Annotated in this window: 10 protein-coding genes; all 10 read right to left on the minus strand. The window is 65.8% G+C overall.

The window, feature by feature from the left end:
• Positions 1 to 131 precede the first annotated feature (131 nt).
• Entirely contained in the window at positions 132 to 647 is a 516-nt protein-coding gene (locus tag VNN55_04310; GenBank protein ID HWO56771.1) for a multiheme c-type cytochrome, read from the minus strand.
• A 222-nt stretch (positions 648 to 869) separates the two neighbouring features.
• A complete protein-coding gene (gene recG, locus VNN55_04315) occupies positions 870 to 2,966 on the minus strand; it encodes an ATP-dependent DNA helicase RecG (protein ID HWO56772.1) in 2,097 nt (698 codons plus the stop codon).
• Positions 2,967 to 3,142: 176 nt separating this feature from the next.
• Positions 3,143 to 4,138 carry a hypothetical protein gene (locus VNN55_04320; GenBank protein HWO56773.1) on the minus strand — a complete coding sequence of 332 codons (996 nt, stop codon included), beginning with the start codon at positions 4,136 to 4,138 and terminating at the stop codon, positions 3,143 to 3,145.
• Between the two features lie 178 nt (positions 4,139 to 4,316).
• Positions 4,317 to 5,549: a cell division protein FtsZ gene (ftsZ, locus tag VNN55_04325; GenBank protein HWO56774.1), complete on the minus strand. Its 1,233-nt coding sequence runs from the start codon at positions 5,547 to 5,549 to the stop codon at positions 4,317 to 4,319.
• A 109-nt stretch (positions 5,550 to 5,658) separates the two neighbouring features.
• Complete coding sequence (ftsA, locus tag VNN55_04330) at positions 5,659 to 6,888, minus strand: cell division protein FtsA (GenBank protein HWO56775.1); 1,230 nt, start codon at positions 6,886 to 6,888, stop codon at positions 5,659 to 5,661.
• Positions 6,889 to 6,926: 38 nt separating this feature from the next.
• On the minus strand, positions 6,927 to 7,823 hold the full coding sequence (locus VNN55_04335) for a hypothetical protein (GenBank protein HWO56776.1): 897 nt from the start codon (positions 7,821 to 7,823) through the stop codon (positions 6,927 to 6,929).
• On the minus strand, positions 7,823 to 9,220 hold the full coding sequence (gene murC, locus VNN55_04340; GenBank protein ID HWO56777.1) for a UDP-N-acetylmuramate--L-alanine ligase: 1,398 nt from the start codon (positions 9,218 to 9,220) through the stop codon (positions 7,823 to 7,825). Before murC ends, VNN55_04335 begins: the two co-directional genes overlap by 1 nt.
• A gap of 35 nt (positions 9,221 to 9,255) precedes the next feature.
• Complete coding sequence (locus VNN55_04345) at positions 9,256 to 10,338, minus strand: UDP-N-acetylglucosamine--N-acetylmuramyl-(pentapeptide) pyrophosphoryl-undecaprenol N-acetylglucosamine transferase (protein ID HWO56778.1); 1,083 nt, start codon at positions 10,336 to 10,338, stop codon at positions 9,256 to 9,258.
• A 196-nt stretch (positions 10,339 to 10,534) separates the two neighbouring features.
• Positions 10,535 to 11,701 (minus strand): FtsW/RodA/SpoVE family cell cycle protein, encoded by a 1,167-nt coding sequence (locus VNN55_04350; protein HWO56779.1) that lies wholly within the window; start codon positions 11,699 to 11,701, stop codon positions 10,535 to 10,537.
• Entirely contained in the window at positions 11,698 to 13,155 is a 1,458-nt protein-coding gene (murD, locus tag VNN55_04355) for a UDP-N-acetylmuramoyl-L-alanine--D-glutamate ligase (GenBank protein HWO56780.1), read from the minus strand. Before murD ends, VNN55_04350 begins: the two co-directional genes overlap by 4 nt.
• Positions 13,156 to 13,167: the final 12 nt, after the last annotated feature.

A 13,167-nucleotide genomic window follows, 5' to 3' on the forward strand; every position in this document is an offset into this window, starting at 1 on the left:
AAAGCGCACGAGGGGATAGACCGCCGCGCCCGCCAGGGCAATCAGCCCGGTGCCGAGCACCCAATCGAGAAACCCGCGGCGGGTGACGGGCGCGTCCGGGGTTTGTTCGACGATCTGATCCGTGCCGCGGTTCACTTCGCCTGCGCCTTCGGCTTGTGTTCATGGATGCCGGCGGCCAGCGCCTTGGCGTAATCGAAGCCCTTGAACTGCGGGCTGCGCGCGTTGTGGCAGCGCACACAGGTGGCCTCGGTGACGGGCAGCAGCCCCGCCGCGCTCGCCAGCGCCGGATCCTTCATGGTCTTCATGTTCTTGTAGGCCGAGCCGGGGCCGTGGCAGGCCTCGCAACCGACGTCGACGATGGCCGAATCCGATTTGGTCTTGCCGACCATGTGGCACTCGGCGCACTCGGGTTTGGCCTGCTCTTCCGGCTTGAGCGCGGCCCAGGCGTTGGCGTGCTTGGTCTTGGCCCAGGAGTCATACTGGAACTTGTGGCACATCTTGCAGCTGTTGGTGCCCACGTAGGAATTGTGCGTTTCGGCCCACTTGAGCGTGTCGGACTTGCCGGGGGGATCGCCGGCCTGGGCGAACGTGGCGGATGCCAGCAACAAAGCGACGACGAGCAGAACACTCCGCATTGCGAAACGCATACAATTCCTCCCGGCGCCATCAAAGTGCGCCTGTTAGGGTTGTGGCCCTCGCCTGAGGGCATGCCAGCACGGTGTCAATTGGCGAATAGATACCGCTTTCGGCATCTATCCTTTGATACGGTCAACCAAAACGAATTCTGAAGAGAATGGTCAAGCGCAAATGCGGCGGGATTGTCAAAAATCACTATCGGGACTATTTTTGTCCGTATTGACACGCGCCGCTCAGCCGGCGTGGAGGAAGCGGGTCCGTTGTCCGAAGCGACGCGCCCATTCATTCCACAGGGGCGCGAGGGCCGCGCGCGGGTGGGCGGCCAGCTCGAAGGCGGCGGCGCGCGCCGGCTCGATCAGGGCGGCGTCTTTGAGCAGGTGCGCGACTTTCAGTTCGGGGATGCCATGCTGCTTGGTGCCGAGGAATTCGCCCGGGCCGCGCAGACGCAGATCGACTTCGGCAATCTCGAAGCCATCGTCGGTGCGGCACATCGTCTCGAGACGTTCGGCGGCGACGGCGGTGGGTCGTCCCCCGAGCATGAGCACGCACACCGACTGCCCGGGGCCGCGCCCGATGCGTCCGCGCAGTTGATGCAATTGCGAGAGGCCGAAGCGCTCGGCGTTTTCGATGATCATCAGCCGGGCATCGGGGGCATCGACGCCGACTTCGATCACGGTGGTGGCGACGAGGATGTGAAGGCGCCCGCCATAGAATTCGGCCATCACCGCGGCGCGCTCCTCCGGCGGGGTGCGTCCGGTGACCAGCCCCAGCCGCCGGTCGGGGAAACGCGCGCAGAGGTCAGCGTAGGCGTCATTGGCCGCCTTGAGGTCCATCTTCTCCGAGGATTCGACGAGCGGGTAGACGATGTAGACCAGGTTGCCCTTGGCGGTGGTGTCGCGGATGTACTCATAGATCTTGTCGCGTGCCTCCTCGGTGCGCCAGACGGTCTTGATGGTGCCCTTCTGCGGCGGTTTCTCATTGAGGACCGAGACATCGAGATCGCCATAGATGGTCATCGCCAGGGTGCGCGGGATCGGGGTGGCGGTCATGACCAGCAGGTCGGGACGGCGCCCCTTGGCCACCAGCGCCTCGCGCTGGGCGACGCCGAAGCGGTGCTGTTCATCGATGACGACCATGCCCAGATCGGCGAAAGCGACCTTGCCGGTCAGCAGGGCATGGGTGCCGACGATCAGGCGCGCCTCCCCGTTGGCGATGGCGGCCTGCGCGGCGCGTTTGGGCTTGGCGCGCAGCGAGCCGGTCAAAAGCGTGGGGACAATGCCGGCGGGTTTGAACAGGCGCAACAGATTGTGGTGGTGCTGTTCGGCGAGGATTTCGGTGGGGACCAGAAGCGCCGCCTGGGCGCCGTCCTCGATCCAGCGCGACATCGCCAGCGCGGCGACGATGGTCTTGCCCGAGCCGACATCGCCCTGCAACAGGCGGCGCATGGCGCGTGGCGCGCGGAGGTCGGCGGCGATTTCATCGGTGACTCGGCGCTGGGCGGCGGTCAGCGGCCACGGGAGATGATTGATGATCTTGCTGGCCAGGCGACCGGCGGCGGCGCAGGCGCGGCCATCGTGGCGGGCATCGATGGTGGCGCGGCGGTCGGCCATCGCCATTTCGAGGAAGAGCAGCTCATCGAAGGCCAGACGACGGCGGGCGGCCTCGGCGCGGTCGAGCGAATCGGGGAAGTGAGCCTGGGCAAGCGCCTCGGGCAAGGGCAACAGCCCATGGCGTTGACGCACGCTGTCGGGCAGATAGTCTGCAAGTGCCGCCACCGGACCATCGAGCAAGGGCTTGATGATCCGACGCAGACTGCGTGAGGCCAGCCCGACTTTCAGCCAGGGTTCGCCACCGGCATAGACCGGGATGATCCGTCCGGTGTGAGTCAGATCGTCGGCGTCGACATCCTCGAGGAATTCCAATTCGGGATGGAGAATCTGGGTGTTCTCGAAATACTGCCCGACTTCGCCGGAGGCGGCCAGCACCACCCCCTTTTTCACCACTTCCTGCAGCCAGCGCCAGCCGGCAAACCAGAGCAGGGCGATCCGTCCGGTGCCATCGGCGAGGATGGCCTCAAAGCGCTTTTTGCGTCCGGGGAGAACACCGGCGGCGATAATCCTGCCCATGACCGTGACGGTGGTGCCGGGGAGGACATCGCGGATGGCAGCGATATTGGAGCGGTCGAGGTAACGGCGCGGCAGGTGCAGGAGCAGATCGGCGACGGTGTCGATGCCCTGCGTGTGCAGGAATCGGGCGCGGACGGGGCCGACGCCCTTGACGTAGGTGACCTCGGAGGTCCAGAAGTCGGATGGGGTGCGACGCTCCGGCATCGCGGGAAGGATAGAGGGCCGGGGCGCGTTGGGGTATCACAAATGGTGGGGGGCGGAGTCTCGCTTGCGCAGGGGCGACGGAGAGGGGGCGGGTTGCATGGGACCAAAGCGGAGGGTGCCCTTCGCATTCGCTCAGGACAAGCAAAGAGCGCACCCACCCGACCTGGGACGACAGCTCAGCGCCCCGGCGGAATCAGCGCGACGCAGATCCGGGTGGCGAAGGCGGCGTGCAACCAGAGGCGGCGCAGCGATTGGTACGAATCGGCGAGGGCGTCCAGCTCGCCGCGGGTGGTCGACATCGGGGCGGCGCCGGCGAAGCAGGACGCGGACGGCTGGGTGAAGACCGGCGCATCGAGGGTGCCCGACCGAATGCAGGCGGCCAGATCGTAGTCAAGGGACTGACCCTCGGGATAATAGAGCGCGTAGCCGGAATCGCTGACATCGCCCTCGCCATCGACGATGAGACTGATGCGCAGACCCCAGTTGACGGCCGGGGCGCTGGCGATTTCGACTTCCAGACGGCGTGCGCCTTCGGCGGCGAAGGGGAATTCGTAGACGGCCTGCATTTCATCACTCAGCAGGAAACGGATTCCGAGCGCCTCTTCCTCATCGATGTTTCCCAGATAGATGAGCGACCGATCGCTTTCCGGGTCGCGCAGCGTGCCGGTCAGATTCGCCGACTGCGAGGCGAGGGTGGTCGAGGAGATGATCGCCGAATCGGCGTAGACCTGGACTTCGGTGACGGGGCCGAGGAGGTCGGCGCAGGTGATGTCGATGTAGCCGATCATCTGGCCTGTCTGGGGAAGGCCGTTGTTGCCGAGCTGGTAGAGCTGGAAACGGGCAGTGTAGTTTGGCACGGCCGGATCGACAGCGCCGACATAGACATCGCCGTTGAAGGTGTAGGTCTGGCCGCCGGTGCCTTCGGGCAGACACGGAACCGGGGCGGCGGCGAAGGGGACCGGAACCAATCCCAGCGCGGCGGCGATATCCGGCAGCATGGTGGCGGCGCTGGCATAGATGGCGGCATGGGCATCGAGGAAATCATCCTCGGCGGCGGCCAGGGTTTCGGTCATCTCCGCGAAGATGCCGGGATCGGTCCGAGAACTGGTGCCATCATCGCCGCAGGAGAGGAAGAGCGCGGCGGCGAGAATCGGGAGGAGTCGGCGGGGCATGGGGGTTCCTTTCGTTGGGAGAAAGATAGGGCCGGGGTCGGCGTGGAGCGTGGGAATAATTGGGGCCGCGTGGTTGCGCGGGAGTCTCGGCCCCCGCCGGGCGGGTGGGAGGCACGGGTGGACATGCGACGGGCGGGTGACTGCGTGGTCACCCGCCCGGGCATTCTCACGGAGAGATTTACTGATCCTGCTCAGAGACGGGCGCAGGCTCGGACTTGCTTAAGTGTTTGCGAACGAAGGCCGGGACATCGAGGTTGTCGGCCTCGTTGCCGTTGCCGGGTTGGGCGAGGATGTCATGCTCGCCGAGATTGAGACTGGTCAGGCGGTTGTGCACCGGGATTTCGGGCACAAACATGTCGAGGGCGTTGCCGACGACGCGCACGCTCTTGCGTCCGGCGGGCATGGTGAATTCCGGCTCCTCGGCCAAGGCGATCTGCGGCTTGCCGGGACGGGCGCCGCCGAAGCCGGTGGCGATCACGGTGACGCGGATTTCATCGCCCAATTCATGGTTGATCACGGCGCCGAAGATGATGTTGGCGTCATCGCCGGCGGCGTCGCGGATGATCGAGGAGGCCTCGTTGACGTCATGCAGGGCCAGATCGGGACCGCCGGTGATGTTGACCAGCACGCCGCGCGCGCCAGAGATCGAGACATCCTCCAGAAGCGGCGAGAAGATGGCCGAGCGGGCGGCGATGGCGGCCTTGCCCTCGCCGTCGGCCTTGCCGGTGCCCATGATGGCATCGCCCATGCCATACATCACGGTGCGGACATCGGCGAAGTCGCAGTTGATCAGGCCGGGGATGGTGATCAGATCGGCAATGCCTTTGGTCGCCTGATGCAGGGTCTCGTCGCAGATGTTGAAGGCATCGGTCAGGCGGGTCAGTTTGTCGACCACGGCCAGGAGGCGCTGGTTGGGAATGCAGATGAGCGTGTCGACCTTCTGCTTGAGTTCGTAGATGCCATCATCGGCGCGGTCGGCGCGCTTGCGTCCCTCGAACTCGAAGGGCTTGGTCACCACCGCCACGGTGAGCGCGCCCTGCTGCTTGGCCAATTCGGCGACGACCGGGGCGGCGCCGGTGCCGGTGCCGCCGCCCATGCCGGCGGTGACGAAGACCATGTCGGCCCCGGCGAGGGCGTGCATGACCAGGTCGCGGTCTTCCTCGATGGCGCGGCGTCCGACGTTGGGATCGGCGCCGGCGCCGAGGCCGCGCGTGACTTTTTCCCCGATCTGAATACGGACCGGCGCTTTGGATTTTTCGAGGTCCTGGGAATCGGTGTTGATGGCGAGAAATTCGACGCCGGTCAGCCCGGCGGCGATCATGCGATTGACAGCGTTGCCGCCGGCGCCGCCCACGCCAACGACCTTGATTTTCGCTGCCGAGTCCGCGTCGGACGCGAATTCGAACGTCATCCTGCCCCCTGTTTTTCCTCAGGTTCCCTGCGAACCTGTCTGCCCGATTAGGATAAAGACTCTGAAAACACCGTCAAGACAAAAATGGCTCCGATGGGTCCCAAGCGACCTATATCAGTTGCGACAGCACATTCGACAGTTTGCCGGTCAGGCGGCGCACCCCGCTGCGCGTGGCGACCGAGGGACGCCAGGTACGCGCGGCATGGCGGACCAAGCCGATCACGCCGACATCGGCCGGGCTGGACATCATGTCGGACAGCCCCAGCAGATTCTGGGGACGTCCCAGACGCACCGGCAGATTGAAGACCCGTTCGGCCAGTTCACAGGCGCCGGGAATGCAGGCGCCGCCGCCGGTCAGGACGATGCCGGAGGCCAGCAGTTCGGTGGTCGGGGCCTTTTGGATCTCGCGCGACGCCAGTTGGAAGATTTCTTCGAGACGCGGAGCGATGATGGCGCCGATCACCCGCCGGGTGACGGCCCGTTCGGGCTGATCGCCGACACCGGGCACAGACACCACGGCCTCCCAGTCGACATTGACGCACATGCCATCGACGCAGGCCTCGGTCTTAATCACCTCGGCAGCATCGACCGGGGTGCGCAGACCGATGGCCAGATCGTTGGTGACATGACGGCCGCCGACCGGCACGGTTCCAGTATGACGGACGGCGTTGTCGGCATAGACGGCCACACCAGTAATGCCGGAGCCGACATCGACGATGGCGATGCCCATCTCACGTTCGCGCTCGGTGATGGTGGCTTCAGCGGCGGCCAACGATGTCAGAGTGAGCGATTCAATTGTATAGCCGGCCTGCTGGACACAAGTGTGGATGTTGCCGACCGACAAGGCGCTACCGGTCACAATATGAACCGCCACTTCAAGGCGGGCGCCCATCATCCCCACCGGGTCTTTGATCCCGCCCTGGTCATCGACGATGAACTCCTGCGGTAGGACATGCAGGACTTCTCGGTCGGGAGGCACCGGGATGGCGCGCGCGGCCTGGAGGACCCGTTCGACATCCTCCGGCTCAATCGGCCCGCCGCGGCGGGAGACCGCCACCACACCACGCGAGTTGACGCTGCGGATGTGGCCCCCACCGATGTTGACGTGCAGGGGCGGCATCTCGCCGCCGGCCATGCCTTCGGCTTCGGAGACGGCGCGGCGGATGGCCTCGGTGGTGCGTTCCAAATCGACAATCACGCCATTCTTCAGGCCATAGGAAGGGGCGCGTCCGACCCCCACGACCTTCACATTCTCGCCATCGATCATTTCGGCGATGATCGCGGTGACCTCGGAGTGCCCGATGTCGAGTGCGGCGTAAACCGGGATCTCGCTTTTCATGCGCGTCCTTTCGCTTGTCTATCCATCCTCTTCCTCATCTATCTGACCGGTTCGGGACGCCCCTTCGCCTTCCCCTGGCGTTTGGATGGGGCGGCCTTGCTTTGCTTGGTCGAGACCGGCGACGGATCGGCCGCGGCGACCATGGTAGAGTCGGCGGCGCTGTCCGGCGGCGCTTCGGGGACCAGACTCAGAAGCAGTTGGCCGTTGAAGCGGGCATCGATGACGCATGGTTTGGCCAACAGGGTGTCGCCCTGGGCCAGAAGCCGGGCAACGCGCTGAGCGCGCCGGGCGATGTCGGTATGCCCAAGAATGATCCGGGTCTTGCCATCGACGGCGGTTGACGTCCAGCCATAAGTTGGATCACAGGTCCACTCATCGGTGATGAACTCGAAGCGCGTGTCAGCGCGTTTGAATTCCGCCCAGGTCGCGGCGGCGGCGCGGGCGCGTTCGGCCAGAGGCCTGGAGCCCTCCCAGTCGATGCCGGGGTTCCAGCGCGGCAGCTCGGGACGTTCAGCCGGATCGGCCAACAGCGAGCCATCGGGGGCGATGCCGATGCCGCCGTCGCCCCAGAGACGGGGCTCATACGCATTCATTCTGATCGCGATGCATCCGGGCAATTCGATGCGCACCTGCGCATCGCCGCGGTCGCCGAAGCGCGACTCGATGCGCGATTCGGCATCATCGGGACGGAAATGCAGGATGTTGCCGTCCGAGGGCAGCGTGACCAGCGAGCGGACTTCCGCCTCCCAGAGGGTAGGCCCCTGGTAGCGGACTTCGCTCACGGTCAGCACCGGCCAGAGGTGCGCGGCGAATCCGCCCAGCAGCAGCGCGGTCTCGCCGAGAAGGACCCAGAGACGCCAGCGGCGGCGGCCGAAGACACTCGCGCCCCGATCGGGCGCGCCGGCAAGATCGGAATGGAGAATGGTCTCGCGCATCAGACAGCCGCCAACGTGGGTTTAAGTTTGTCGAGAATCTGCGGTCCGAGACGGTAGACCGATCCGGCGCCGATGGTCATGACCAGATCGCCGGGTTGAGCCCAGCCGAGGACGGCGTCGACACAGACATTCAAATCCGGCGGCGTGACACAGCCCAGCCCGAAGCGTTTGCCTTTGAGATGCTGCGCGATCAGGTCCGAGGTGACACCGGGCATGGGCTTTTCGCGGGCCGGGTAGATCGGGGCCAGGACGATGCCATCGGCCTGCGCCAGCGCGTCGGCGAACGCGGCATGGAAGTCGCGGGTGCGCGAAAACAGGTGCGGCTGGAAGACGGCGATCAAGCGACCCTGGCCATCGAGCCAGTTGCGTCCGGCGGCCAGCGCGGCGCGCACTTCGGTGGGATGGTGGCCATAATCATCGACCACAGTGATGCCGCTGACGGCGCCTTTGATCTCAAACCGACGTCCGACGCCGGTGAATGTCGCGATGCCATCGCGCAGGTGGGCGAACGGGAGCTCCAGCTCCAATCCAACGGCGCAGGCGGCCAGCGCGTTTTCGGCGTTGTGGCGTCCCGGCAGCGGCACTTCGATCGTGCCGCAGCGTTTGCCGTCGCTGTGCAGCTCAAAACGGCTGGAACGCGACGCCACCACCAGGGAATCGGCAACGATGTCGGCGGCGACGCCGATGCCGAAGGTGCGGTGGGGACGTTCGATGCGCTCCTCAATGGCGGCCAGCGCCGGCGAGTTGGCGTTGGTCAGCACGGTGCCATAGAAGGGCACGCGCTTGAAAAACTGCAGGAAGTTCTCCTGCAGGTCGGCCAGGTCCTTGTAACAGTCGAGGTGGTCTTCCTCGAGATTGGTGGCAATCGCCACGGTCGGATGCAGCGCCAGAAAGGAGTGATCGTATTCGTCGGCTTCGGCGACGAGATACTCGCTTTTGCCGAGTTGGGCGTTGGCATCGAGATTGATCAACCGCCCGCCGACAATCACGGTCGGGTCGAGGCCGGCCCGGGTCAGGATGTGGCCGATCATCGAGGTGGTGGTGGTCTTGCCGTGGGTGCCGGCGATGCCGATGGAGAATTTCAGACGCATCAACTCGCCGAGCATTTCGGCGCGGCGAATGACCGGGACTTTGGCGGCGCGGGCGGCCTGGACTTCGGGATTGTCCTCCCCCACCGCCGAGGAGATCACGATCACATCGGCGCCGAGGATGCTTTCGGCCTCGTGGCCGATCACCACCGGGATGCCGAGGCGGCGCATGTGGTCGGTGACTTCGGACTCGGCCAGATCGGAGCCGGAGATCGAGTAGCCGGAGGCCTTGAGGATTTCGGCGATGCCGGACATGCCGGCGCCGCCGATGCCGACGAAGTGGAGTTTTCTGACTCTACGGTGCCACATGATTCTTTACAGGTCCTGCAGGTCCATCGGACCCATCAAGAGCAAAGCTCAAGGACACGGGCGGCGATGCGGTCGGCCGCGTCGGGCTTGCCCAGTTTTCGGTTCGCCTGCGCCATGCGGCGAAGGCGTTCCGGATCATTCAACAGAAGTTGCGATTGCGCCAGCAGTAATTCACTGTCCAGATCCTGATCGCGCAACAGCAGCGCCCCGCCGACCTCGGTGAGGACTTGGGCGTTTTGCGTCTGATGGTCACCGGTGGCCAGCGGATACGGCACCAGGATCGCGGGACGTCCGCAGGCGCAGAGTTCCGAAATGGTCAGCGCGCCGGAGCGGGCGACGATCAGATCGGCGGCGACGAAGGCCTCGGTCATCTTGTCGGTGAAGGCGAAAGTGCGCACATGCCAGCCGGCGGCGGCGCGCCCATCCCACGGCGACCCTTGCGCGCCCGTCTGCCAGAGCAGATAGATGGGCTGTTCGGCAGGTTGATGGAGGCCGCGGGCGATGTTGTCGTTGATCGAGCGCGCGCCTGTCGAGCCGCCGGTGACCAACAGCACGGTGGCATCGTCGGGGAGATTCCAGGCGCGGCGGGCCTCTTCGCGGGAGAGCGTCGCCAGGCGCGGATCGATCGGATTGCCGGAAAGCACGATCTGACGCGCCTTGGGCAGGTGGGCGCGGCTTTCATCGAAGGCGATGAAGACGGTGTCGGCGTCGGCCGACAGCCAGCGTGTGGCCAGCCCCGGCTGACGGTTCTGCTCCTGCAGGATAAACGGCAGTTTGGCGTCAGCGCAGGCGCGGATCGGGAAGTAGGAGGCGTAACCGCCGCAGCCGACGGCGACATCGGGCCTGAAATCACGCACTAACGCCCTGGCCATGCGCCCGGCGCGCCAATTGTGGAAGAGCGCCGGAATGTTGCGCCAGAGACGCCGGCGGGAAAACCCGCGCGCGGGCAGGCCGACATAGCGTTGGTGGCGGGCGCTGATCACTCGTTCCTCAAACCCTTTGTCGGAACCGACGAACACAAACTCGGCGTCGCGTCGGCGACGCGCAATCGCCTCGGAAATGCGGACGGCGGGGATCAGGTGTCCCCCGGTGCCGCCGGCGGCCAACAGGACGCGCATTCAGCCGCCCGTCCTGGACAAGGATTGCTTCATCGGGCGCGCGCATCCGCTCGCCTCAGGATCCGCGGCTGCGCGCGCCCTCCTCGCAATGACGGCGGTCATCGGCCTCACCGTCATTACCAGGAGGCCCGACGGCTCTTGGCCGGACGGACGAAGCAATCCTGGTTGCGCGGTCTGGGTCATGCGGCGCCCACTCTCATGCCTGCGCCAGACGGAAGCGCGAAACGTTCAAAACCATTCCCCAGCCCACCGCGGTGCACAGAAGCGATGAGCCGCCATAACTGACCAAAGGCAGCGGCAACCCGGTAACGGGAGACAGCCCCATCGCCACCGACGCGTTGAGCGCGGCGTTGACAAAGAGCGACGCGCCGATGCCGATGCAGAGCAGATAGCCGAAACGGTCGGGAGCGCGCATGGCGGCGCGCCAGCCGCGATAGACCAGCAGGCCGAAGGCCATCCAGACACAGGTGACACCGACAAATCCCAGTTCCTCGCCGATGGAGGCGAGGATGAAATCGGTGTGGGGTTCGGGCAGATACGACATCTTGGCGATTCCCTGCCCGAGTCCCTGCCCCAAGGGTCCGCCGGAACCGAACGCGTACTTCGATTGCTGGACCTGGTACATGCCGCCGGTGATGGTGAGGCCCTCGGCCCACTGATTGACGCGCTCGGTCTTATAGCCGATGCCGTAGACGACGACGATCGCACCGATGACGGCGACGCCGGCGGCCGGCAGGACATGGCGCCAGCGGACACCGGCGGCAATCAGCAGCAGGCCCGATGTGCCCCAGAGCGTGAGCGCGGCGGAAAACTCCGGCAACGAGATGAGCAGGACCGAGCCGACGGCGAGGATGCCGACCAGCACGATCCAACTTTTCCACGATTCGATGGCTTCGCCGCGTTTGGCGAGAAAGGCGGCGGCATAGACGACGAACGAGAGCCGGAAGACCTCGGCGGGCTGGAGTCGGAACGGACCGAGATCGATCCAGCGGTGGACATCCTTGATTGGCGGGAGCAACCGCGCGGTGACGATCAGCGCGAATGCGATCAACAACATGAGCGGCGCCCAGGTGCGGAACTTGCGATGATCGATGCGCGAGACGCCGATGAGCAGCGCGGTCGCCAACCCCCACCAGACCAACTGGCGCACCCAGAAGAAACCGGGGGAGCCGAATTTGCGATCGGCAAGCATCGCCGACGACGAGAGGACCATCACGGTGCCGAGGGCCATCAGGAACATGGCCGACAGCCAGATCCAGCGGTCGGCGGGCGGCACCTTCGACCGTCCGCCGCGGGTGAGCCCGGCGTTGGCCGGGTTGAACAGATCGAGAATGCTGTGGGCTATTGCCACGGTCCTGGTCATGCCGTTCCCCCACTGGCTTTCGCAAGTTCACGGACCAGGTCCTTGAAGACCTGGCCGCGATGTTCGTAGTTGTTGAACTGATCAAAGGAGGCGCACCCGGGCGAGAGCAGGACAATGTCGCCGGGTTGGGCCAGATCGACGGCGGCGGCGAAGGCGTCGGCAAAACGCGCCGCGGTCCGGTATGGGAGCCGTGCGCCGAGCTCGACTTCGAGTTTCGGCGCGGCCTTGCCGGTGAAGACCAGCGCGCGGGCGCGTCGGGACAGTTCATCGCCGAGCACGGAGAAATCGGTGCCCTTGTCGAGCCCGCCCATGAGGACGACCAACGGACGATCGAAGGAGACAATCGCCTTGGCGACGCTGTCGGGGTTGGTGGCCTTGGAGTCGTTGACAAAGCGCACGCCGCCGACCTCGGCGACGAATTCAAGACGGTGCTCGCAGCCGGGGAAAGACGTCAACCCCGGCTCGATGTCGTCGGGGGCCAGGCCATCGGCCAGGGCCATGGCGACGGCGGCGGCGGCGTTCAGGCGGTTGTGGAGGCCGGGCGGAATCAGACGGTCGGAGCCGGGGACGATGCCGGCGGCGCGACCGGTGTCGTAACGCAGATGATCGCCTTCGATCCAGACACCGGGTGTGCGCGGCGCGGTCGCGGAGATCCACCAGCGCTGTCCCAAACCGACGCGATGGCGGTTTTCCTCGGCCAGCGAGATCGGATCGTCGGCGTTGAGCACGGCGATGTCATCCTCGCGCTGGTTTTCGAAGATGCGGAACTTCATGCGCGCATATTCGGCCAGCGAGCCGTGACGGTCCAGGTGGTCGGGCGTGATGTTGGTGACCACGGCGACGTGGGGGCGGAAGGCGGCGATGTATTCCAACTGGAACGAGGAGACTTCGAGGATGGCGCGCGCCTGCGGCGGAAGCGTGGCGGCGAAGTCGGCATAGGCGTTGCCGATGTTGCCGCCCACGCGGGCGGCGCGTCCGGCGCGCTGGTAGATCGCCCCCAGCCAGGAAGTGGTGGTGGTCTTGCCGTTGGCGCCGGTGACCGCCAGAATCGGCGCGGCGGACAGCCAGAAGGCGGCTTCGATCTCGGAGAAGACCGGGATACCCCGCTCGCGCGCCGCCGCCATCAGAATGTTGTCGTTGGCGACACCGGGACTGGTCACGACAAAGTCGGCGTGTTCGAGACAGGCGGGGCTGTGGCCGCCGGTTTCGTAGCGGATCTGCCGGCGGTCCAACGCGGCCAGCGCCTCGCCGAGTTTCTCGGCGGGGGCGGCATCGGAGACAAACACACGCGCGCCGCGCTCGGCCAGAAGGCCGGCGGCGGCCAGGCCGGAACGGGCCATGCCGATCACCACCACCGACGAGCGGGCGATGGTGCGCGCGTCGGGGACGCGTCGGCTGTCGCGGTCATGCGCGGCCATACGCGCGGCGCTCGGAATGGCGAGAGTGAGTGTCATGGGTTCGTGTCA

It is taken from the genome of bacterium (genome assembly GCA_035559435.1).
Classification (GTDB): Bacteria; Zixibacteria; MSB-5A5; order WJJR01; family WJJR01; genus JACQFV01.